At 69.4% G+C, this 21,950-nt stretch carries 21 protein-coding genes; 12 read left to right on the top strand and 9 right to left on the bottom strand.

What is annotated here, in order from left to right; all coding sequences use genetic code 11:
- Positions 1-21 precede the first annotated feature (21 nt).
- Genes G6N23_RS20035 through G6N23_RS20015 form a run of 5 tightly spaced genes read left to right on the top strand, consistent with a single transcriptional unit; the run spans position 22 to position 5,723 of the window.
- Positions 22-1,386, top strand: coding sequence for a flavin-containing monooxygenase (locus G6N23_RS20035; RefSeq protein ID WP_085258851.1), 1,365 nt, complete (start codon positions 22-24; stop codon positions 1,384-1,386).
- Entirely contained in the window at positions 1,383-2,303 is a 921-nt protein-coding gene (locus tag G6N23_RS20030) for an alpha/beta hydrolase (protein ID WP_085258850.1), read from the top strand. Before G6N23_RS20035 ends, G6N23_RS20030 begins: the two co-directional genes overlap by 4 nt.
- Before the next feature lie 9 nt (positions 2,304-2,312).
- Entirely contained in the window at positions 2,313-3,920 is a 1,608-nt protein-coding gene (gene fadD1, locus G6N23_RS20025; RefSeq protein WP_085258849.1) for a fatty-acid--CoA ligase FadD1, read from the top strand.
- The gene (locus G6N23_RS20020) at positions 3,917-4,693 is read left to right on the top strand and encodes an SDR family NAD(P)-dependent oxidoreductase (protein ID WP_173674998.1); all 777 of its coding nucleotides are present in this window, start codon (positions 3,917-3,919) and stop codon (positions 4,691-4,693) included. The genes fadD1 and G6N23_RS20020 overlap by 4 nt, the downstream gene beginning before the upstream one ends.
- Before the next feature lie 4 nt (positions 4,694-4,697).
- Positions 4,698-5,723 carry a zinc-binding dehydrogenase gene (locus G6N23_RS20015; protein ID WP_085258848.1) on the top strand — a complete coding sequence of 342 codons (1,026 nt, stop codon included), beginning with the start codon at positions 4,698-4,700 and terminating at the stop codon, positions 5,721-5,723.
- A 3-nt stretch (positions 5,724-5,726) separates the two neighbouring features.
- On the opposite strand, the gene G6N23_RS20010 is transcribed toward G6N23_RS20015, so the two are convergent.
- A complete protein-coding gene (locus tag G6N23_RS20010) occupies positions 5,727-6,713 on the bottom strand; it encodes a pirin family protein (protein WP_085258847.1) in 987 nt (328 codons plus the stop codon).
- Positions 6,714-6,761: 48 nt separating this feature from the next.
- A complete protein-coding gene (locus tag G6N23_RS20005) occupies positions 6,762-7,178 on the bottom strand; it encodes a WhiB family transcriptional regulator (RefSeq protein ID WP_085258846.1) in 417 nt (138 codons plus the stop codon).
- Positions 7,179-7,330: 152 nt separating this feature from the next.
- On the opposite strand from G6N23_RS20005, the gene G6N23_RS20000 reads away from it, so the two are divergent.
- The 5 genes from G6N23_RS20000 to G6N23_RS19980 all read left to right on the top strand — a co-directional run bounded on the left by G6N23_RS20000 (position 7,331) and on the right by G6N23_RS19980 (position 11,043).
- On the top strand, positions 7,331-8,116 hold the full coding sequence (locus G6N23_RS20000; protein ID WP_085258845.1) for a helix-turn-helix domain-containing protein: 786 nt from the start codon (positions 7,331-7,333) through the stop codon (positions 8,114-8,116).
- Positions 8,103-8,933, top strand: a complete 831-nt coding sequence (locus G6N23_RS19995; protein ID WP_085258844.1) for a C40 family peptidase — start codon at positions 8,103-8,105, stop codon at positions 8,931-8,933. The genes G6N23_RS20000 and G6N23_RS19995 overlap by 14 nt, the downstream gene beginning before the upstream one ends.
- A gap of 123 nt (positions 8,934-9,056) precedes the next feature.
- On the top strand, positions 9,057-10,355 hold the full coding sequence (locus G6N23_RS19990; protein WP_085258843.1) for a DUF4226 domain-containing protein: 1,299 nt from the start codon (positions 9,057-9,059) through the stop codon (positions 10,353-10,355).
- A 47-nt stretch (positions 10,356-10,402) separates the two neighbouring features.
- Positions 10,403-10,717 carry a type VII secretion target gene (locus G6N23_RS19985; protein ID WP_085258842.1) on the top strand — a complete coding sequence of 105 codons (315 nt, stop codon included), beginning with the start codon at positions 10,403-10,405 and terminating at the stop codon, positions 10,715-10,717.
- Complete coding sequence (locus G6N23_RS19980) at positions 10,717-11,043, top strand: DUF2694 family protein (RefSeq protein WP_085258841.1); 327 nt, start codon at positions 10,717-10,719, stop codon at positions 11,041-11,043. Before G6N23_RS19985 ends, G6N23_RS19980 begins: the two co-directional genes overlap by 1 nt.
- On the opposite strand, the gene G6N23_RS21495 is transcribed toward G6N23_RS19980, so the two are convergent.
- Positions 11,040-11,198 (bottom strand): hypothetical protein, encoded by a 159-nt coding sequence (locus tag G6N23_RS21495; RefSeq protein WP_170310053.1) that lies wholly within the window; start codon positions 11,196-11,198, stop codon positions 11,040-11,042. The two genes, G6N23_RS19980 and G6N23_RS21495, sit on opposite strands and share 4 nt — an antisense overlap.
- Before the next feature lie 144 nt (positions 11,199-11,342).
- Here G6N23_RS21495 and G6N23_RS19975 point away from each other — a divergent pair, with 144 nt between their 5' ends.
- A complete protein-coding gene (locus tag G6N23_RS19975) occupies positions 11,343-12,746 on the top strand; it encodes a DUF5631 domain-containing protein (protein ID WP_085258840.1) in 1,404 nt (467 codons plus the stop codon).
- Positions 12,747-12,795: 49 nt separating this feature from the next.
- Positions 12,796-13,113, top strand: a complete 318-nt coding sequence (locus tag G6N23_RS19970) for a DUF2710 family protein (protein ID WP_085258839.1) — start codon at positions 12,796-12,798, stop codon at positions 13,111-13,113.
- 19 nt (positions 13,114-13,132) lie between these two features.
- Here the strand turns inward: G6N23_RS19970 and eccA are convergent, their stop codons facing one another.
- From eccA to G6N23_RS19940, 6 genes are all read right to left on the bottom strand, one after another.
- On the bottom strand, positions 13,133-14,932 hold the full coding sequence (gene eccA, locus G6N23_RS19965; protein WP_085258884.1) for a type VII secretion AAA-ATPase EccA: 1,800 nt from the start codon (positions 14,930-14,932) through the stop codon (positions 13,133-13,135).
- A gap of 102 nt (positions 14,933-15,034) precedes the next feature.
- The gene (gene eccE, locus G6N23_RS19960) at positions 15,035-16,594 is read right to left on the bottom strand and encodes a type VII secretion protein EccE (protein WP_085258838.1); all 1,560 of its coding nucleotides are present in this window, start codon (positions 16,592-16,594) and stop codon (positions 15,035-15,037) included.
- Positions 16,591-18,273: a type VII secretion-associated serine protease mycosin gene (gene mycP, locus G6N23_RS19955; RefSeq protein ID WP_095173653.1), complete on the bottom strand. Its 1,683-nt coding sequence runs from the start codon at positions 18,271-18,273 to the stop codon at positions 16,591-16,593. The genes eccE and mycP overlap by 4 nt, the downstream gene beginning before the upstream one ends.
- Positions 18,258-19,856 (bottom strand): type VII secretion integral membrane protein EccD, encoded by a 1,599-nt coding sequence (eccD, locus tag G6N23_RS19950; protein ID WP_085261210.1) that lies wholly within the window; start codon positions 19,854-19,856, stop codon positions 18,258-18,260. Before eccD ends, mycP begins: the two co-directional genes overlap by 16 nt.
- Positions 19,857-19,861: 5 nt before the next feature.
- A complete protein-coding gene (locus G6N23_RS19945) occupies positions 19,862-20,878 on the bottom strand; it encodes a MinD/ParA family ATP-binding protein (RefSeq protein ID WP_095173655.1) in 1,017 nt (338 codons plus the stop codon).
- 94 nt (positions 20,879-20,972) lie between these two features.
- A complete protein-coding gene (locus G6N23_RS19940) occupies positions 20,973-21,821 on the bottom strand; it encodes an ESX secretion-associated protein EspG (RefSeq protein WP_085261212.1) in 849 nt (282 codons plus the stop codon).
- Between the last annotated feature and the right edge of the window lie 129 nt (positions 21,822-21,950).

Below are 21,950 nucleotides of genomic sequence, written 5' to 3'. Positions count from 1 at the left end.
CCGACGGCCGGAGGCTCGCCCATGTCCGCACCACGCACCGCGATCATCGGTGCCGGCATCAGCGGCCTGACCGCCGGAAAGATGCTCTCCGACTACGCGATCGACTACACCTGCTTCGAATCCTCCGACCGGATCGGCGGCAATTGGGCCTTCGGCAATCCGAACGGGCACTCCAGCGCCTACCGGTCGCTGCACATCGACACCTCGAAGCATCAGCTGTCCTTCAAAGACTTTCCGATGCCTCCCCACTATCCGGACTTCCTGCACCACACGCTGGTCAAGGAGTACCTGGAGTCCTACGCAGAGGCATTCGAGCTCAAACGCAACATCGCGTTCAACACCGAGGTCGCCCACGCGCAGCGGCTGCCCGGCGGCGGGTGGGACCTGGAACTGGCCGGTGGTCAGCGCCGCCGCTTCGACCTGCTGGTGGTCGCCAACGGCCACCACTGGGATCCGCGCTTCCCGGACTTCCCGGGTGAATTCAGCGGTGACGCCCTGCACGCGCACCATTACATCGACCCGAAGACGCCACTGGAGTTCACCGGCAAGCGCATCCTGGTCGTCGGCCTGGGCAACAGCGCGGCCGACATCGCCGTGGAACTGTCGTCGAAGGCGCTGGACAACGACCTGACCCTGTCGACGCGCTCCGGCGCCTGGATCGTGCCGAAATACCTGGCCGGCAAGCCCGCCGACAAGTACTACCGCACCAGTCCCTATCTGCCGTTCTCCTGGCAGCGCAAGTTCGCCCAATGGGCCCAGCCGTTCATCGCCGGCCAGCCCGAGGAAGTCGGCCTGCCGACGCCTAATCACAAGTTCTTCGAGGCACACCCCACCCAATCGGTGGAGCTGCCGTTGCGGCTGGGCTCCGGCGATGTGGTCCCGAAGCCCGATATCAGCCGGTTGGACGGCGACACAGTGCATTTCACCGATGGCAGCAGCGGCGAATTCGACATCATCATCTACGCCACCGGCTACAACATCACCTTCCCGTTCTTCGACCCGGAGTTCATCAGTGCACCGGACAACCGGATCGATCTGTACAAGCGGATGTTCTACCCCGGCATCGACGACCTGGTGTTCGCCGGATTCGCCCAAGCCACCCCGACCCTGTTCCCCTTCGTGGAGGCCCAGGCCCGCCTGATCGGCGCCTACGCCGCGGGACGCTACCGGCTGCCGTCGGTCACCGAGATGCGCCGGGTCATCGACGCCGACATGCGCAAGTACACCGGTCACATGCTGGACAGGCCGCGGCACACCCAGCAACTGGACTACTTCCTCTACGAACACGACATGCGCACCTCCGAGATCCCCGGCGGCGTGCGGCGGGCCGCCGAACTCGGCGCACCGGTCTGGGCCGGGGTGGACAAGACGGGAGCCTCGGCGTGAGCACGGTCCGTTTCGACAGCGACGGCACCACGTGCGTCGGCCGGTTCTTCCCGGCGGTCGGTAATCACGCCGGCGACAACGGCGCCCCGGTGGTGGTGCTCGGCCACGGTTTCGGCGGCACGGTCGACTCGGGGCTGATCCCATTCGCCGAACGGTTGAGTGCAGCCGGATTCGCCGCGTTCGCCTTCGACTACCGTTATTTCGGGGCGTCGGAGGGCCAACCCCGGCAACGGATTTCGACCAAGGAACAAATCGCAGACTTCCGCGCCGCCTGCGCCGCGGCGGCCGGCCGGCCCGGTATCGATCCGCGGCGCCTCGTGGTCTGGGGCGTCTCGTTGGCCGGCGGTCACGTCTTCGAGGTGGCCGCCACCACGCCCGGGGTGGCGGCCGCCGTCGCGCTGACTCCGCTCGTCAGCGGCCCGGCTGCCGCCATCGCGGCGCTGCCGCACCACCGGCCATCGACGCTGCTGCGCTCGACGGTGACCGGCTGGCGCAGCGCGCTGGCCCAACGGACCGGCGGCCCCCCCGCGACAATCCCCCTGGTCGGTCGGCCCGGCGAGTTGGCCACCCTGACGGCCGAGGGCTACTACGAGGCGTACACCGCGATGGCCGGACCCACCTGGCGCAATGAGGTCGACGCCGGAGTCGGTATGCAGTTGGGCGGCTACCGCCCGGCCGCCAAGCACGCCGCGGCGATCAACTGCCCGATGCTGGTGCAGATCGCCGACTTCGACCGCGGCGCTCCCCCGCAGGCCGCGGCGAAGGCGGCGTTCGCCGCCCGCGCCGAAGTACGGCACTATCCGTGCGATCACTTCGACGTCTTCGCCGGCGGTGACTGGTTCGACCATGTCGTCGACCATCAGATCGCCTTCTTGGCCCGGCATCTGGCCGCGCCGACCGCTACCGTCACGGGTTAGGAGGGCGCCATGGCCGAGACGATGCAACAACTGCTCACCGAACGGGCTGACGCCGACGGGCCGGCCGTGCTCTACAACGACGCCCGCGGCGATCAGATCCGCTGGAGCTGGCGCGAATACATCGCCCGCGCGGCCCGGCACGCCGCCGCGGTGCTCGCTCGCGCCGACGTAGACCGCCCGGTGCACGTCGGTGCGCTGTTGGGCAACACGCCGGCGATGCTCACCGCGGTGGCCGGCGCCGCCCTGGGCGGTTATGTGCTCTGCGGGGTCAACGACACCCGGCGCGGATCGGCGCTGGCCGCCGACCTGCGCACCGCCGACGTACAACTGCTGCTGGTCGATGCCGAACACCACGCCATGCTCGAGGGCTTGGACCTGAGCGGGGTCACCGTCATCGATGTCGACGATCCGGCCTGGCGGCGGGCTTGCGACGGCGCCGGCGAGCTGACCCCGCACCGCCGGGTGCAGGCGGCCGACCCGTTCATGATGATCTTCACCTCGGGCACCAGCGGCGACCCGAAAGCCGTCCTGGTCAACCACCTGATGGTGCTGGTCGCCGGGCAGTCTCTCACCGAGAGGTTCGCGCTCGGGCCCGACGACGTCGTGTACCTGTCGATGCCGCTGTTTCACTCCAACGCGATCGCCGCCGGCTTCGGCCCCGCGGTGGCCGCCGGCGCGGCTATGGCGCCGGCGAAGTTCTCCGCCTCACGGTTCCTGGCCGATGTCCGCTGCTACGGCGCCACCTACATGAACTACGTCGGTAAGCCGCTCGCCTATGTCCTGGCCCACCCGGAGCAGCCCGACGACGCCGACAATCCCCTGCGGGTCGCCTTCGGCAACGAGGCATCCGAGCGCGACATCGGCGAATTCGCCCGGCGGTTCGGCGTTCAGGTGGTCGACGCTTTCGGATCGACCGAGAACGCCGTCACCATCACCCGCGACGAGGGCACCCCGCCCGGCTCGGTGGGCCGTGGATTCCCCGGTGTGGCGATCTACCAGAGCGATCCCGTCGCCGAATGCCCGCCCGCGATCTTCGACGAACACGGGATGCTGACCAACCCGGACGAGGCGATCGGGGAACTGGTCAACACGACCGGGGCGGGGTTCTTCTCGGGCTACTACAACAATGAGCTGGCCACCGCCGAGCGGATGCGCGGCGGCATGTACTGGTCGGGTGATCTCGCCTACGCCGACGCCGACGGCTGGATCTATCTGGCCGGCCGCACCGCGGACTGGATGCGGGTCGACGGTGAGAACCTCGCGGCCGCGCCGGTCGAACGCATCCTGATGCGTCACCCCGCCATCAACCAGGCCGCGGTGTACGCCGTCCCCGACGACGGTGCTGTCGGCGACCAGGTGATGGCCGCGCTGGTGCTGCGCGACGACGCCGAGCTGACTGACACCGAATTCTCCGATTTTCTTGCCGCCCAAGAGGATCTGTCCCCCAAGGCGTGGCCGCGCTACGTCCGGCTGACCCCGCGACTGCCCGCCACGGCCACCAACAAGATCCTCAAACGCGTGCTGGTGGCCGAAGGCAGCGATGTCGGCGCGGACGTCCTGTGGGTACGCCCCGACCGGCAACGCGAATACCTTGTGACGACCGGATCACCGGCATGACCGGGCGCGCACCGGTCGCCCTGATCGTCGGCGGCGCCTCCGGAATCGGGCTGGCCACCGCGCACGCACTGGCCGCTCGTGGCGATCATGTGGTGATCGCCGACATCAACGCCGAGGCAGCACGGCAGCGGGCCGCCGAGCTCGGGCAGGCGGCCGGCGCCGTGACCGCCGACGTGACCGACGAAGCCAGCGTCGCCGCAGCCTTCGCGGCCGCCTGCGAAGCCGGACCGCTGCGCACCGTGGTCAGTTGCGCGGGGATGTCGATCATCGGCGCGATCCCCGACATCGAGTTGGCCGGCTGGCAGGCCACCATCGACGTCTGCCTGACCGGCACCATGCTGGTGATCAAGCATGCGGCCCGCACCCTGGAGGACGGCGGCAGCATCGTCGCCGTCTCCTCGCTGAACGGCCGGCAACCGGGGACCGCGATGGCCGCCTACTGCAGCGCCAAGGCCGGCGTGCTGATGCTGATCCAGGTGGCCGCCCTGGAGTTGGCCGCCCGCGGCATCCGGGTCAACGCGGTCTCCCCCGGCCTGGTCGACACTCCCCTGGTCGCCGGTCTGGCGATGGTGCCCGGCCTCACCGACGAGTACATCGAGAACACCCCGCTCGGGCGGGCCGGAGTCCCCGACGACATCGCCGACGCGGTGGAATTCCTGACCTCGAAGCGAGCCACCTGGATCACCGGGTCCGCCTTCGACATCAACGGCGGCGCGCACCTGAAGCGCTACCCCGACGTGCTCGGCAAAGTGCAAGCGCTAACCGAAGGATGAACACATGCGCAGTGTCGTAATCGATGCGCCCGGTTCGGTCCGAGTCGACACCCGCCCCGACCCCGGGCTGCCCGGCGCCGACGGCGCCGTGGTCGCGGTGACCGCGACCGCGATCTGCGGCTCGGATCTGCACTTCTACGACGGCGACTACCCCATTGTCGACCCGGTGCCGCTGGGCCATGAGGCGATCGGCACCGTCGTCGAGGCCGGTCCCGAGGTGGCCACGGTGCGCGTCGGCGACCGGGTGATGGTGTCCTCGGTGGCTGGCTGTGGGCACTGCGCCGGGTGCGCCACCCGTGACCCGATCCGATGTCACTCCGGTCCGCAGATCTTCGGGTCGGGCGCCCTGGGCGGGGCGCAGTCCGAGCTGCTGGCCGTACCGGGAGCCGACTTTCAGCTCGCCCCCATACCCGACGGGCTCTGCGACGAGGAAGCGCTGCTGCTCACCGACAACCTCGCCACCGGATGGGCGGCGGCGTTGCGCGCCGACATACCGGTCGGAGGGACGGTGGCCGTGATCGGGTTGGGGGCAGTGGGGCTGTGCGCGGCGCGCAGCGCGCTGTTGCTCGGTGCGGCAACGGTTCTCGGCGTCGACCCGGTAGAGCAGCGACGCGAGCGGGCGGTAGCGATGGGGATCACCCCGGCGGAGCCGTCGACGACGGTCGCGGCGATGGAGCTGAGCGGCGGGCGCGGGGTGGACGCGGTGATCGATGCGGTCGGCTCCGACGTGACGATGTCGGACGCCCTCACGGCGGTCCGGGCCGGCGGAACGGTGTCAGTGGTCGGGGTGCATGACCTGCAGCCGTTTCCGTTCCCGGCCTTGCCGGCGCTGTTGCGCAGCGTCACGCTGCGGATGACCACCGCCCCGGTCCAGCAGACCTGGCCGCAGCTGATCCCCCTGCTGCAATCCGGCAGGCTCTCGGTGGCCGGGATCTTCACCACCGAGATGCCGCTGGACGCCGCGGCCGATGCCTACCGGGCTGTCGCCGCCCGATCCGGCGAGGTCGTGAAAGTGCTTCTCACGCCGTAGCGTTCACGGCCGCTGCGGCCCGCCTGGGCGCCGGGGCCGCAGCCGAACCGGTGGCAGGGGCGGTGCGGGCAGCCGATCCAGCCGACCCTGGTAGCCGCGGACCTCGCCGAAGCGCTCGTCGCCGTCTTGCCACCGGCGCCGGAACTCGACGATCTCCTCATGGCTGCGGCCGATGAAGTTCCACCACAGCACCAGTTCCTCACCGAACGGCACCCCGCCCAGCAGCAGCACCCGGGCGGGGGAGCCGGCGGCGTTGCGCAGCGCCAACACCGTACGGCCCGGGCCCTGGTAGCCCAACTCGCCGACACCCAGGGTGACCCCGCCCAGACTGACCGCACCCTGATCGCACAGCACGCCGTGCTCGAATGCCGGATCGACGTCGAGCGCGAGGTCGCTTCGTGGGTCCAGATCGACCTGGGCGCCCAGCAGGGGAGTGAAGGACGGAACGGGGGAGCGGTGCCCGGCCAGCTCGCCGAGAAACACCAGCACCGTGCCGCCGGGCAGGGAAACAGCTTCGGGCGCAAAGTGGTTGAAGTCGCGCCCGGCGAATCGTGCGGAGTCCGGCAGCGCCACCCACAGTTGTACCCCGTGCAGGAAGGGCGCCGATCGCGGGTCGACGGAGACCTCGGAGTGGCAGATGCCCGCGCCCGCGGTCATCAGGTTCAGCTCGCCGGGGCGAACCAGCGCGTGCACGCCTGCGCTGTCGCGGTGTTCGACCAGCCCACTGAACAGCCAGGTCGCCGTCTGCAGCCCGGTGTGCGGGTGCGGAGGAACGTCCATACCGCCGTCGCGGCCGAGGTCCTGCGGCCCGTAGTGGTCCACGAAGCACCAGGCGCCGATCAGCGAGCGGTCCCGCTGCGGCAGGGTGCGGCGCACCCGCATCGCGCGGGGTCCACCCAGCGGCACGTCACGCGGGGTCAGGACCGCAATCCCGTCGGCAGGGCCCGGGGCACAGGCGAATTCAGCCGAGGAGGCCTCCAGGTTGCTCAACCGCCCACCTCCGCGCCGCAGACCAGACCGCGCCGGTGACATTACCGGTCATGCTGCCGAGGGGGAGCCGATCCGGCCGGCGGGCAGGTGAAAGACGGCCGCTGTCACCGGCAGCCGCTCTTGCTCGTGGTTGGTCAACAGCGCCTGGTTGTCGGGGAGCTCGCGGCTGTTGATCTCACCGGCGGCGATCGCCCGCAGGACCGCGTGGGCGCGGGCGAGCTCGGCTCGCTTGCGGTACTGGCCGCCGGGGAGCTTCACGCCGGCCCATACGCCGTACTCCTCGCTGCGTTCGACGGCGAGTGCGGCGCATCGGCGTTGCTGTGCCAGCGGGCAGCGGCGCAGGCACAGCAGCCGCGCCTCGGTGGAGGACTGTTCGTAGGCCCGGGCCTTGGCGGCCCCGTCGGCGCCGTCGGCGTCGGGGTAGCCGAACCACAGTTCCGGGTTCGCGGAGCAGGGGGGTGCCATCGGGAGGACCTCCTCGTAGGAACGGAGCGGATAACGTAGATGGAAACGTATACGAACGAAGAGGACGAACGCAACAGAAAGTGGATAAAAACATATATGTAAGTCGCTGCGGCCGGGGCTGTGTAGTATCCGGACATGGTCGGGGCGCGACGGTGAGCCGCGAGTCAGCGGGCGCGGCCATTCGGGCACTGCGCGAGGCGCGGGACTGGTCGCTGGCCGACCTCGCCGCCGCCACCGGCGTCAGCATCATGGGCCTGAGCTATTTGGAGCGCGGTGCCCGCAAACCCCACAAAGGCACAGTTCAGAAGGTTGAAAATGGTCTCGGCCTGCCGCCGGGCACCTATTCTCGGCTGCTGGTCGCCGAAGATCCCGACGCCGAACTGGCCCAGCTGGTGTCCGCGAGCGGGCCCCGGCCATCGGCGGCCCGGGCCGGCACGGCCGTCGTCGTCGACCGCCACAGCGACACCGAAGTGCTCGAGGGGTACGCCGAGGCGCAGCTCGACGCGTTGCGTTCGGTGATCGCCAGATTGCCCTCGGAAGCATCAGACGAATACGAGACGTATATTCTTTCCGTGATCGCGCAGTGCGTGAAGGCGGAGATGCTGGCGGCGAGCTCCTGGCGGGTCGCCGTCAACGCCGGCGGAGACCACGCCGCCCGGCTCATGGGGCACCTGCAGGACCTGGAAGCCATCCGCAGCGACCTGCTGCAGCGGATGCCCGCCAGCCTGACCGCCCGGTTCGACGACGCATGTGCGCGGTCCTCGCTACCCGAGCCGGTGATCGCAGCACTGGTCGGTGTCGGCGTCGAGGAGCTGTGGGACATCCGCAACCGGGGAGTCATCCCGCCGGGCGCGCTGGCCCGAGTGCGGGCGTTCGTCGACGCGGCATCGGATTCGCCGGCGGGCGCTGACGGAGGAGGCAACGGTGATCGATGGTGACGTGGAGGTACTCAACCGCGCCCACCAGCTGTTCGCGGCCCGTTTGCAACCGGTCTCCCTGGATGCCGGACTGGATCGATATGTCGACCTGCTCGAACGAAGCGCGCAGTGGGAGACCGGCCCGGGCCACGACCGTTACCGCCGAGCGGTGCTCGCCCAGCGGGATCGGTTGGCGGCGAACGCCCGGACCGATGCCGCTGCAACGGCCGTGCTCGCCGCCGTGGTCGCCGACCACGCCCGGGCCGGCCAGCAGACCGGGGGCGTCGTGGCGGCGGCCCGCGCCGACGCGGCCGTCGACCCGGACACCCCGTTGGCTCAGCGGGAGGCGATGCGCCGACGGGCGGCACGGTTGCGCGCCCAGCGGGCCCACGTGCTGTCGGCCCGACGCCGCGCACAGGCGCATCAGGCGGGGCTGCGACGGCTCCGCTACCGCTCGAGGCACCGGGTGCCGGGCCCGGATCGGTTGCGGCTACCAAACACTCGCGCCGGAGCGGCGGTTCGCGCCGCGCTGTCGAGGTTGGGAAGGCCCTATGTCTGGGGCGCCACCGGGCCGGACCGATTCGACTGCTCGGGGCTGACCCAGTGGGCCTACGCCCAGGCCGGAGTGCCGCTGTCACGAACCACCTACACCCAGATTCACGACGGAATCCCGGTGCCGCGCTCCCAGATTCGCCCCGGCGATCTGGTGTTTCCCAGTACCGGCCACGTTCAGCTGGCGATCGGCGGCAACATGGTGGTTGAAGCCCCGCACGCGGGCGCGAGCGTGCAGATCAGTCCGCTGGGGGCCCATGTGGCGATCCGGCGTCCGCTGCCGTGATCGAGCTGTCCACACCGGGCCGGCGGGTGAATTGTCGGTCCATCGCGGCGTCGGTACAGTCACCGGGCATGGAGCGGTCAGCAGCTGAACAGCGGCCCGGCGCACCGGCGTTGGGCTGAGAACATGACGACCCGCGACGACGTGCTCGATGCGATCCGCAGGATCGAACGGGCCGGCGGCGGGGGCGAGGTGACGCGCATGGCGCAGGCGGGGCTTACCCTGCCACTGCCGGAGGCGGGCTACGACCGCATCCTGACCGGACTGGGATCGGTGCCGCCACCGCCGGGCGAGGAACAGCAGGGCCGTGCGGCGCGGGCGATGAAGACCGCCGAAGCCGCACTGGCGCGCCAGCTGTCGGCGACCGCGGAGTTCGACCGGCAGATCATCGAAGCGCTCCGGCATGCGCACAAGACCACCCTGGAGGGCCGCCGGCGCCTGGACGACCTGGAGACGGAAATTGCCGGCGCCGCACAAGCCTGGGATCTGGGCACCGCCGCCGGGGCGCGGGAATTCCAGCGATTCCTGATCGCCAAACTCGCCGAAATCGTCAGGGTGGTCGAAGAGGCCAACGATGACGACATGTCCAAACAGGCGTTGGCCATCGCGTTGACGGCGTTGTATGCGGGACAGGCCGACCGCGCCGGTCCCGCGCCCGTCGAGCCGACGCCCGGACCCGACGACGACCCGCCGGCGGCGGTGCCGTTCCCGCCGGACGGCGATGAGGATGCCTACCTCGATCCGCTGCCCGAAGGCGATCCGCAGGAGGGTTACCAGCTTTTGCCCCAGCGGCCCTCGGAGGCCCCCGCGATTCCGATGGTTCCCGGCCTCGGTGGTGACGGACCGGGGTTCGGTGCGATGCCCGCCGCCATTCCGGCAGGGTTTCCGCCGGCGGAATCGCTGTCCGGACCGGCCCTGGCCGATACATCCGGCGATGACGGGATCGAGCCGGAGCAGGCGGCGCCGTCCGACGACGCCACCGCCGAGGACGCGATGACCGACGGGGACACGCCGTCGGAGACCGCGCTCCCCGACGGTCCGGTCACCGTGACGCTGCCCGACGGCGCGACGACCACCGTCGCCGATGCGCGATTAGCCGCGGCGATGCAGGCCGCCGCCGATGGGACGCCCGTCGCAGAGGCGTTCCGCCGCCAACAGATTGACATCCCCCCGCCCGGAATCCCGGTGACGGCGCCGGTCGACCAGGCCCGGCTGCGGCCCGGTGACATCGGGGTGTTCACCGACCGCCATGCGGTGGCCGTGGGCGACGGCAAAGCACTGCTCGACGGACAGATCCACCTCGCCGGCAATCTGCGCGGGCCCGGATTCCTGGGCTGGCAGCACCTGCGAATCGGGGAGCCCACCGCGGCCGGTGAACCGGCTCCGACCCGGCTGGCGGCATATCTGCGCGGCCTGCGAGCTTGAAAATCCGCGTTCCACCCGTCATCGTCGACTAGCCAGGGAGGTAAGAGATGCCAGAGAAGATCCACGTCGATCAGGGCGTTCTGACCAATGCCGCCGGCAATCACCGGCAGGCATCGGAGTATCTGGCCACCGTCACGGCATCTCACGAGGGAATCCAGACGAGCCTGGGTGCGCTCGGACCGATCTACGGGGACTTTCGTCGGGCGGCCGGGGAGTTACTCGACGCCCGCAAGGACTGCTACGACGACCAGTCGAGCGAACATGGGCAAGTGTCGGACAATCTGAACCTGGCCGTGGCAACGTGGAACAAGCATGAAGAAGACGCGGCCAAGGCCTTCCGGCACCTCACCGATGGGCGCTGATGACTGAACCGAACCCGGCGTTCGACACCACGCATCCAAGTGGTGATGTGCTGTTCCGGTCCTGCCGCGGCGGTTATCTGCACAGTGTGGTGCTCACTGAGGAGGCCATGTCGGCCGACGCCCATCGCCTGGCCGAGGCCATCGTGTTGGCCGCGGACGTGTCGTTTCTCAAGGCGGCGTTGGAGATCCGCGGCGAGATCGTCACCACCGGGCACGCTCCCTCGGCGGCGGTGCCGACCCACGACGATCTCCGGGTTGCCACCGGGCGCCTGCTGAGCCACCAACTGCACGCCGGCCATCGGTCCGGTGAGGGTATCGGACGTTAAAGCACCCAGCGCCCGGCTGCATCGGCCCGCGGCGCGATGTCGGCGGGAGGATCAACCACCATGTCGCCGAACAGGTTCCGAGCGCGGGCCAGCAGGGCGAGTACTTCGCTCAGCTGCGCTGCACACCCGGTGGCGGGGGACCCGACGTCGGCCATGGACTGCACGCTACCGACCTGGTGTTGGGCTGACAATTCACGGCACGCACCGGTTGTGAATGATCGGCTGCCGGTGGTGCACGGCGGATTCGGCGGAGTCGAGATTCCGGCTGGGCGGCCCAGCGGCAACGGTAGGCTTGCGCGGTGGCAATCTTCGGTCGACGGTCGGCGCGCCAGCGCCTGCGGAGCGCGGCTCGGGAATCGCTCGCGATCCCGGCCTTCAGCGCTCCGGTGGACTGTAGCGCCTGGGTGCTCGGCGGCCTGTGGCCGGCCGAGCTGGCGACCATCACCCCGGAGACGGCCCCGCTCGCCGACTACCTGAACGCGGATCTGCAACGCATCGCCAGATCGGCGAACGAAAAGCTGCACGCGATCGGCCGATCCGACCTCGCCGGGCAGGCGCGACAGACCGCGGAGGCCAGGGTCATCAATGTCGCCCGGGCGTTCGCGGTCCTGCGGGTGGAATCGACGGTTCGCCAGCTCCACAAGGAGGCCCTGGAGTTCGGCACGGAATACGTCAGCCTCAATGCGGCTCCGGCGCCCGTCGAGCCCCCCGAGCAGCTTCCGCCCGCCCCGCCCGAACCCGAGCGGTTCCGCTCGCCCGAACCTCCCCGGGAGGGCGGCAAACGGCGCGCGAGATCGGCCCGCCACCGGATGCCCGAAGGCCTCGTCGTCGAGTCTCTCGATTTCGCGGAGCCGACGCCGACTCCGCCGCCGGTCGAAGTGGCTCCGCCACCGCCACCGATTCCCGAGGTCGCCGAGGTGTTCGGGGTGCCGCCCGTCGCTTCTGAGCCCGTCGCCATACCGCTGACGGAGGCGCGCGAAGACCTGACCGCCGTCATCCCGGTAGCCCCCGAGCCGGCCCCGGCGCCGCCTCCCCCGCAACCGATACAACCGGCGGTCACCGAGTCCAGCGAGCAGCGGCTGCAGCGCCTGCTGGCCTTTGTGGCCCGTCAGGAACCGGCGCTGCGCTGGGCCATCGGCACCTTCGCCGACGGAAGAACGTTGCTGGTCACCGATGTCGCCAACGGGTGGATCCCGTCGGGGATCGAGCTCCCGGCCGGGGTGCAGCTGCTCGAGCCGGGCCGGCGCACCGGGACGGCCACCGCGCTGCTGGGGACCCCGACGGAGTCGGCCTCCTACAGTCCCGGTGATCGTCTCGGCTGGGCAAGTGACTTCGGTGAGACGGACGCCTCGGTGCAGCCCCGGGAGCTGGCGCCCATCGAGGATCTCGGCTGGCAGCTCAGCGAGGCCACCCATTGGCGTGATGGGCTGCCGCGCATGGCCAACACCCTGGCCAGGGCCGGATCCACCGGAACCGGCGTGGTCGACGCCGAAATCGACCTTCTGCGGGTACATCTGGACACCCTGCGCTACCAGTTGTTGGCGCAGTATCCCGACACCGATACCGCCGTGGTGCTGAACTGCATGCTGCTGGCTGCGACCGAGGGCATCGCGACGGGGGATACGGTGTCGGCCAATTACCACTACAGCTGGTTCCGGACGCTCAGCGCGCCGCCGGCCGACCAGTGGGATCCGCAGAGCTGACGGCGAGGATGAATTGACGCTACTCACACCGGCTCGACATACTTAGCCAATGTCGGGGCCGGACAGCCGCGCGGAGCTCAGCGACAAGGACCTCGTTGAGTCCGTGCTGCGGGATCTTCGTGAGGCCGCCGAGAAGTGGGAAGCCCTGGTCGCCGAGGCCGAGAACACCACCTACAGCGTCGATCTCGGGGATGTCCGCGCTGTCGCGAATTCAGACGGCCGACTGCTGGAACTGACGCTGCATCCCTGTGTGGTGAGCGATTACACCTACAGCGAACTGGCGGATCGGCTCAACGTCGTCTTCGCCGCGCTGCGCGAAGAGGCCGAGTCCGATTTCGTGGCCAGATACCGCAGCAGCCCGATCTGACTCCAACTCCGACGACGCTCTACCAGCTGATCGCGGCCATCTCGCGTTTGGTGTCGCACACGGCACGGACGGCGTTGTCGATGTCGGCGGCGGTGATGGTCTTGAGGTCGTCGATCGTCACCTCGCGGCCGGCGCGTTTCTGCGCCGCCACCCTGGTGTCACGGGCCAGTTCGGCTTCCTCGATCACGTTCCTGGCGAACCGGCCGTTGTGCATGACATTGATGCCGTGCTCGCCGCGCGGGCTGACGTAGCCGCGGATCGTGGTAGCCATCTCCAGGAATCGCTGTCGCGCTTCTGGATTCAGTTCGGTGGCGCGGCTGGATCCGTACCGCTCACCGATCTCGACGATCTCTTCCGGCGAGTAGGACTCGAACCGGATCTTGCGGTTGAAGCGGCTCGCCAGGCCGGGGTTGACGGTGAGGAACTCGTCGACCTGGTCCTCATACCCGGCGGCGAGGAAGCAGAAGTCGAAGCGGTGTTTCTCCAGGGCGATCAGCAGCTGGTTGACGGCCTCCATGCCGATCATGTCCGGCGTCCCGTCCTGATGACGTTCCACCAACGAATAGAACTCGTCCATGAAAAGGATTCCGCCCAAGGCCTTTTCGATCAACTCGTTGGTCTTAGGGCCGGAGGAGCCGATATGCTCACCACAGAAGTCGGAACGGCGCACCTCGGTGATCTCCGGATTGCGGACGATGCCCATCCCCGCGTAGATCTTGCCCAGCGCCTCGGCTGTGGTCGTCTTGCCGGTGCCGGGCGGGCCGACCAGCAGCATGTGGTTGGTCTGGCCCTCCACCGGAAGGCCATGTTCCAAACGCATGGCCCGGATTTCGAGCTGGTCCTCCAAGGCCTTCACCGCGCGCTTCACCTCGGCCAACCCGACCTGCCTCTCCAGCTCGGCGCGGCCCTGCGCCAGCAGCTCGGCGCGGCGGTCCAGTGCGTTGTCTTCATCGAGTTCGGCCCTGCTCTTCGCCGAGCCGGCGTCCCAGCGGTCGGTGCGGCTGTCGATGATCTGTTCCTCGGTGACCACCAGGCGCAGATTCGGCTCGGCCAGCGCCGCTTTGGCCGGCTCGGTCAGCACGCCGTTGATGGCGGCCTTGGACAACCAGACCTGGGCTTTGTCCTCCTCGCCGAGCTGACGATGCACCATTCCGCGTACGTAGGCCAGATCCGCGGCCAGCAGTGGGATTTCGCTCGGGTTGATCGACGCGGTCAACACGCCGGCGGAGAAACGTTCCGAGGAGCGGGCCTGCCCGGCGATGTCGACGCGATCCAGCCAGTCCAACGCCACCCGGCCTTGGCCGAGATGCGCGGCCGCGTAGGCGGCCAGCGCGCAGACCGACGCGGTGACCGCGGGCATGACGATCGCCCGTTCGGGCAGCTCCTCGGCGGCTACCGTCAGCAGATCTGGCCAGCGCTGCGTGACGAACATCAGGTAGGCGCGGGCCAGTTGATGCCATTGGTGGTTGATCCAGCTGTCCAGCAGAGCCTTGTCGGCCAGCAGCGCGTCCGCCCGCTCGTATTCACCGGACACCGTCAGCGCCGAGGCCAACGCCAACCCCACATGCGAGGCGTCGGTCACCGTGATCGACAGGTAGGGCCCCAGCGGGATCTGGGCGGCCAGGTGCCGGCCCAGCCGGGTGGTCTCCTTGTGCAGCCAGTCGCTGTTGGCGTACAGCCGCTTGAGTGTGTCCAGGGCGGTGTCGCCGCAGGCGATGCGGCCCAGCCAGGCGTCGGCCATCGAAGGATCGGCTTCGGTCGCCGCCACGAACTCGGCCCTGGCTTCGGGGGAGCCGTACCGTCCGTCCATGCTCACCATGGCCCGGTCGAAATGCCGGCGGGCGGCCAGCAGGTCACTCAATGTCTGTCGTCCTCTGTCACATCTACGGGTTGTCGGGCTGACTGTCGGTCCGGCGGAGTGTCATCGTGACGACATCGGCGCCAGCGCCTCCGGGCTGCAGTACCGGTTTTCCGCCCGGAACAACTCCACCGTAGCCAGCCACGATTTTCCGCCCGCGGCAACCCGTACCGCGGTCCGGTCGAGCTGCTCGATGCAGACCTCGACCGCATCCGGTGGCGGGGGAGGCGTACCGGGAGGTGCCACGGTGATGACGGTGGCCGGTCGCGGTGACGGGGCGATCGGTCCGTCGACCACACTGACCGTGCTGCGTGGCGTCGGCCTCGACTCGCCGACCACCGACACTTCGGGCATCCGGACGCTGGCCCAGCGCGCCTTGTCCCGGGTGTGGACACAGACCCGCTCACCGGCCCCGGCGGCACGGATGATGATCCGTTTCGCGATCAGGTCTTCGGCGGCGATGAACACCCGGCTCAGCTCGCCGGAGTCGGTCAGCGGAACCATCAGCCGGTCGCCGTTGGCCAGCTTGCCGACCAGGACACCCGACGGGCCGATCTCGACGGGCAGGCTGGCCGGCAGCGGCCCCGGCCGCAGTCCGCGCAGCCGCGGGCGGGGAGCGCACATGTTGGCCTCGATGGCGGCGGCCTGCTCGCCGTTGAGCCGCCGCAGTACCACCGCCGGGGGCGTCGGTGCCGGCTGCGGAGTCTGCAGGGTGACGGTGGCCGTACACGTCGCATCCGGGAAGACGGTGATGTTTTGGACCACCTCGTCGACGGGCAGGGTCCACACCTGGGCCAGCAGTTGCGCGTTGATCTCGTGAGCCGGGTAGGCGTAGGTAGTTACCCAGCCGCCCTCGGTGCGCAGCGTTTTCCAGCGCTCGGCGTCGGTCAGCAGCAAAGGCCCACCGAGCCGGCGGTCCAGTTCGGCCAGATCACTTGCGGTGGCGACCCGCGCGCGTAGTCCCTGGCAACGCAGCAGGCCGGCGATCCGCTGGGCGACGGCGACCGCGGTGGCGCCCAGGGTGGTGCGCCAGCGCAGGGCGGTGGTGTTGTCGATGATCCGCAACCGCAGCAGCAGCCAGGTCTCGCGTTGGCCCGCATAGGGAGGCGTGCCGATCTCGGTGTCATAGACCCGCGGATAGTCGCCGGTGGTGGCGCGGCGTGCTCCGATGCTGATCACACTCATCGACTCCAGCACCAGCCCGAGCGCGTGCCGCAGCATCGGCAGCAGGGCGGCGACGTCGATGACGTTGTCGGTCTCCACGTTCACCGATCCGGTGGCGACCGTGGCGGTGTGTGCCCTGCCCAGCAGGTGAACGGCCACCACCGCCACGCCGTCTTGAATGCGGACCCCGCCCCCGGCGCGGTTGTTGGCCACCGTGATCGGGTCGGACCAGTCGGCCGCCGTCCGCCGCCGGAGCCGCAGCACCGCCCAGGACCACGCCGGCTGGCCCCACCAGGGCACCAGTACCAGCAGCACCGCGAGCGGCACGGCCACCGCGACACCGGCCAGACCGCCCAGCGCCCACCCCGCCAGACCGCTCAGCGTGATCGCCGCCGCGCACAGCAGCCGCCGGTTACTCGAGGCGCTGAACCCGGTCAACCGGACCTGGTCCTGACTCATTTGAGGGCCCTTCGGATCCGCGCGGTGACGGCGGCGGCCAGCACCGCGGCGGCGATCGCACCGAGGAATCCGAGGGCAACCGTCCGGGCCCGATGATCCGGCGGTGGCGGCGCGGCTGCCGGGGTGATGACGCGGCTCTGCGATCCCGGCGCCACCGCCTCACCCGGCGGCACGTTGAACGTCAGCGCCGCCACCGGGTCGACCAACCCGTAGCCCACCCGGTTGTCCACCCCGGCGGGCGGATTGTGCGCGGTCTGCACGATCCGGTTGATGACCTGGTGCGCGGTGAGCTGAGGATATTTGGCCCGCACCAGAGCGGCGACCCCGCTGACGTAGGCCGCGGAGAAACTGGTTCCCCAGAACGGCATGTTCTTCTCGCCGGCCCGGATCGGGGGGTAGGCGTTGACCGGTCCGCCGCCCTGCGGGGACAGCCCCATCACGTGGGTGGCGGGCGCGGCCACTCCCACCCATGGCCCGGACATGCTCTTGTCGATCGGCGCTCCGGTGGCGTCCACGCCGCCGACCGACAGCACGTAGTCGGAGAACCAGGATGGGCTGGAGATGACCTTGACCTGGTTCCAGTCGCGGGGGTCGCCGGGGTTCAGCGGGTCGAACATCGGGTTGTTGGCGCAGCCGGCTTCGCCGACGTTGCCGGCGGCCGTGACGATCACCGCGTCCTTGACGGTCGAGGCGTACCACAGCGCCGCCCCCAGGGCCCGCTGGTCGAGCCCGGCCGCCACCGAGACACACGAGGTCACCGAAATGTTGATCACCTTGGCGCCCATGTCGGCCGCGTGGACGACGGCTCGGGCCAGCGTGGCCAGCGTGCCGGCTTTGATCCGCTCGTCGTCGTAGCCGAACCGTTGCGGGTTGACCGGCTCGAAGGCCCGCGAGGACTGGCGGATCGAGATGATCCTGGCGTGCGGGGCGACTCCGACGACACCGTCCGGGGCGCCCGGCGGGGGCGGCGGGACCGCGGGTTCGTCCTCGGTCTGCGGGTCCGGCGGACCCGAGGCCGGCGCCATAAGGCCCTCTTCCGGCGGGGGCGGAGGTGGCGGGGGCGGCGGTGGCGCGGTCTGGGTGATCGTCACCGGAACCGGCGCCGGGGGAGGCGCCGGCGGGCCGGGAAGGTCAGCCGGCGGCGGCGGTTCGCCGATGCTCGGCGGCGGGCCGGCCGGTGCCGGGAAGGCGGGAACCTCCGGCATCGGCCGGGGCATCGGCAGCACACCCTGCGGGGCCGCGGCGATGATCGACGCGGCGATGGTGCCGTGGGCGTCGCAGTCCTGCAGTCCGCCCAGGCCCTCGGCTCCGCCCATGATGTAGTCGCCGCCGGCGACCGCAGGCAACCGCGGATTCGGTGTGACGCCGGTGTCGATGACCGCTACTGGAACCCCGTTGCCGGTGGAGTACTGCCACGCCGTGGCGATACCCAGCATGTCGAATCCGGGGGCGAGCTGTGCCACGTCGGGGTTGCTGACCGTGATCGGGACGCTGCAGGAGTTCGAGCGGCGCATCGGCTGATCGGGGCCGGGCGGCCCGTCGGGCGGCGCCATTGCGGGATCCACCGACGGGGGCTCGATCGCCCTGGCCATCGGGGGGACGTCGGCGAGGCCGGCCAGCAGCACCACGGCGGTCAGCGCGACGGCCCGGGTGCGCAGCCGACTCAGTTGCGCACCCACACGAACAGCCCTCCCAGCCAGGCGCCGAGCACCCCCACCACGATGAAGGCCAACACCTCCAGCCATTCGACGGCCAGCCGAATCCACGGGACGAACTTCGTCTCGGGCACCAGCAGACCCGCGGCCAGGCCCAGCGCGGCGAACACCGCCACCGCCGCGGCCGGCCATAGGAAACCGCCGGCGGTGTAACCGGGAGCCGCCAGGGCGTACTTGGTGATCCCGACCAGCACCGCGGCACACGCGCCGCCGACCAGGGCGATTGCCTGCACCCGGCCGGCGAACCCGCGGCCCTGGGTGATGAACAGCCCGGCCACCAGCCCGCACAATGCCACCGCGCCGCGCTGGTGGGTCGAGGCCGGTGCCAGCACCATCCACACCGCGATCGGCAGCGCCGCCGCGATCGCCACACACATACCGACCTGTACCGCGTTGATCAGCCGCGCCGACGCCGCGATCGCCGCCCCCCGCGCCGAGATGTCGACCAGGTCGTCCTCGTCGTCCTCGCCGTCCTCGGGGGCGACGGGGGAGACGGTGTCGATCGGCATGTTGGCGCGGCGAGCGAACAGGTCCCGCCCGGTGATCGAGCCGAAATACGGTGGCCGCACCCGCGCCACCCACAGCGCGATCGTCGGCGACATGCGCACCAGCATCAGCAGGCCGAGCAGCATGCAGATACCGATCACCTGGGCGGACACCGGATGCCACATCCGCACCGCCGCCACCGCCCCGCCGATTCCGCTTGCGGTGACGACCGCGGTGGCCACCGCGGCCTGCGAACGCAGCAGGACGCTGAGCGCGATCGCGCCCATCGCCAGAACCGTCACCCCGATCAACAGGTGAGGCGCGCCCAGCGATCCGGGGGCCGCGCACAGCGCCGCGCCGGAGAGCGCGATCACCGCCAGCCAGCCGAATCCGCTGAACAAGTCGGCGCGCGCGGGCCAGCTCCGTCGGACCACCGCGGCGCCCAGCGTCAGCAGGCCGCCGAGACCGGCCAGAACCACTGCAGGCGGCCAACTGTCACTGAACGTGCGGGCACGCACCGCCAACCCGAGGAGCACCAGAACCGCCATCGCCAGCAGGCCGATCGCGGTGTGCGCCGCGGTCACCGCCGTGACCGGCGCGAACATCCGGTCAACCTTGACATTGAGCAGTCGGGTGACGGTCTGCTCGTCGGCCTTGTGGCCGCACTCGGAGCACTGAATCTCGGGTTGGGCGCCGAGCCGGCGGGCCGTTGCAGCCAGCGCACTCGACAGCGACTCATATTGCGGCTCGAACGAGTCACCGCCGACCACCGGCACCAGGACCAGGGTGTCACCGTCCTGCACACCGAGGTCATCGAGGCTGCGGGTGATGTCCAACCGCACCCCGTTGACTTTATGCAGCTCGTAACTTCCCGGCGGAAGGGCGACGCCGTCGAACCCGTGGTGTTTCAAATCCTCGTCGAGTAGCTCGACCATTCCTTCGAAGAATTCTTCGACCGGAATCCCGGCAGGAAAGACCTGCGAGACGAGGTGTTTGTCATAGGCGACGCTGACCGCGCATCGTGCCGGAAACGCGACTTTAGCCGGTGTCGGGGTGCTCACCGCGACTACCGTTCAGTGTCCGGCACGAATTTATCGGCCAGACCGGCAGTTATTTCAAATAGCCGCAGCCGCGTCTTTTTCTTGACCTCATGGTGGACGTCGATTATTCCCCCCTTAGCCAGATGGGCGTCGTAGGGCATGACCTCCACTGTGGCGCCGGTTTTGCTGAACCGTTCGGTCAGATAGGCGACCGCGGCGCTGTCCTCGATGGGAGAGGAGTGGTTCAGGATCACCGTCGCACGCGACACCAGTTCGTGATAGCCCTGGGCGGCCAGATAGTCGACCGCGCGCAGCACCGGTCGGGACTTGTCGGCGGTGATCCCGGAAACGAAGACCAGCGTGTCGGTATTCTCCAGCACCGGCTTCATCACCGGGTGCTCCAGATCGGATGCGGTGTCGACGATGATGACGTTGTGGGTCCGGCGAAGCCGCGACAACACCCCGCTGAACATGGCCGGGACGAGTGGGCGAAGCTGATCGGAGGTGCGGTTGCCGGCCAGCACGTCCAAGCCGAGGGCATTTTGCCCGAGGTGTTCGCGGATATCGGAATATCCCTGTACATCGGTGTCGCTCAGAACGGCCGAGTAGTCCCCGGGCGGGTGCTCGTCGATGCGGTCCGACAGCGTCCCGAACCCCGGGACGGCGTCAATGGCGATCACATTTTCCGGGCGGCATTCGCGGAAGACACTTCCGATGGAGGCGGCCATGGTCGTCACACCGGTGCCGCCTTTCCCGGATACCAGTGTGATCACGTATTGCCGGCGGATATGTCGCCGAATTCTATTACGCAGGTCTCGGTAATGGCGTTCGCGTGGCGATTCGCCCGGATTGATCACCTTTGCCGACGCCACATATACCAGCTTGCGCCAGCCTGAACCGGGTGGAATCTTGCGCGGTGTCGCCAGGTCGGAAATGCGCATGGAGTCCGATACGGAATCCCGGTAGCGGTGGCCGCCAGCCGGATCCCGCCGCCCGGATGCGCCTTCGTCAGCCATATTGTGGCTATTCCATGGACTCGTCACGAGCGTGATGTTAACACGGTTACGGATACCTCGTTTACAATGTTTCTAACGACCGTCAGTAATATTTGATAATGGTGTCCAGACAAATTCACTGTTACACAACCCGCCGGTGTGAATGCCAGTCCGCGCCGGCCGGCAGCCGACGGATGAGCCGCAGGATCGCATTGGCGACGTCAGCTCGCGACCCGGGCGAGACGATCTGATAGCGCCGGCCCGCGTTGTCGATGTTCTCCACGCAGACCCGGCCGGCCGGGGTGTCGGAGATCAGCACCGCGGTGTCGCCGATGGCCATCCGGGCCAGATCCTCCGGCCCGGCACCGGGCTGGAGCGCGACGATGTTGGCCTGCCCGGACACCTCCGGATCGGCGGCCATCAGCAGAGTCTGCTGCTGGTCGATGTCGAGTCGCTGAGCCGCCAGGTACTTGCGGAGGCTGTCGGAGTCCCGCACCCGGTCGAGTAGTTCCTCGGTGTCCAGGGTGACCGGCCGCAGCGGGGCGGCCTCGGTGACACCGCACAACCGCTCGATCTGACCGACGACCAGGTCTCCGGCGGCCGCCTCGTCGGTCGCGGTGCCGGCCGGATACAGCCGGATCTCCTGGTCGTGTCGCTCCAGCACCACCCACCAGGACGCGAACCGGCTGATCGACACCCGCGTCATGTGTTGCGGGTCGCCGTAGGGACGTCCGGGGAAGTTCAGCTGCAGCAGCAGGGCGACGTCGCGGCGCATGATCACCGTCAGCCATTCCCGGATCATCAGATCGGCCTCGCCCTGGCCGTCGAGTGCACCGATCGCGGTCAATTCCTCGGCCACCGGATGCTGCAGGGCCCGCTCGGCGGTGTCGAGCCGAGGCAGCAGCGGCCGCAGGCCCAACTCCGGGCAGAGGGTTTCGATCCCGGTCACAGCCTGTAGTACCCACAGCCCGTCGAGGGTCGTCGTCAACATGTCAGTGCCGCCTCACCCGTGCGTCTTCAGCCTTGAACGCGAAATGGGGTATCTGCGCCTGTCGCGCAGACACCCCACTTCGTCATCGCTGTTTGGTCACCACCCCGCGATCGGCACTGCGATCCGGGC

The sequence above is a fragment of the Mycolicibacter terrae genome, assembly GCF_010727125.1.
Lineage (GTDB): Bacteria > Actinomycetota > Actinomycetes > Mycobacteriales > Mycobacteriaceae > Mycobacterium > Mycobacterium terrae.
The sequence above is the reverse complement of the archived record's forward strand: the minus strand, read 5'-3'. Positions and strand labels throughout refer to the sequence as shown.

Excerpts from the sequence above, each read along its gene's own strand:
- eccE (WP_085258838.1), bottom strand. The coding sequence starts at position 16,594 with ATGAGTCAGGACCAGGTCCGGTTGACCGGGTTCAGCGCCTCGAGTAAC.
- G6N23_RS20015 (WP_085258848.1), top strand. The coding sequence starts at position 4,698 with ATGCGCAGTGTCGTAATCGATGCGCCCGGTTCGGTCCGAGTCGACACC.
- G6N23_RS20020 (WP_173674998.1), top strand. The coding sequence starts at position 3,917 with ATGACCGGGCGCGCACCGGTCGCCCTGATCGTCGGCGGCGCCTCCGGA.
- G6N23_RS19980 (WP_085258841.1), top strand. The coding sequence starts at position 10,717 with ATGACTGAACCGAACCCGGCGTTCGACACCACGCATCCAAGTGGTGAT.
- G6N23_RS19990 (WP_085258843.1), top strand. The coding sequence starts at position 9,057 with ATGACGACCCGCGACGACGTGCTCGATGCGATCCGCAGGATCGAACGG.
- eccA (WP_085258884.1), bottom strand. The coding sequence starts at position 14,932 with ATGGTGAGCATGGACGGACGGTACGGCTCCCCCGAAGCCAGGGCCGAG.
- G6N23_RS19985 (WP_085258842.1), top strand. The coding sequence starts at position 10,403 with ATGCCAGAGAAGATCCACGTCGATCAGGGCGTTCTGACCAATGCCGCC.
- G6N23_RS21495 (WP_170310053.1), bottom strand. The coding sequence starts at position 11,198 with ATGGCCGACGTCGGGTCCCCCGCCACCGGGTGTGCAGCGCAGCTGAGC.
- fadD1 (WP_085258849.1), top strand. The coding sequence starts at position 2,313 with ATGGCCGAGACGATGCAACAACTGCTCACCGAACGGGCTGACGCCGAC.
- G6N23_RS20005 (WP_085258846.1), bottom strand. The coding sequence starts at position 7,178 with ATGGCACCCCCCTGCTCCGCGAACCCGGAACTGTGGTTCGGCTACCCC.
- G6N23_RS19970 (WP_085258839.1), top strand. The coding sequence starts at position 12,796 with ATGTCGGGGCCGGACAGCCGCGCGGAGCTCAGCGACAAGGACCTCGTT.
- G6N23_RS19940 (WP_085261212.1), bottom strand. The coding sequence starts at position 21,821 with ATGTTGACGACGACCCTCGACGGGCTGTGGGTACTACAGGCTGTGACC.
- G6N23_RS20035 (WP_085258851.1), top strand. The coding sequence starts at position 22 with ATGTCCGCACCACGCACCGCGATCATCGGTGCCGGCATCAGCGGCCTG.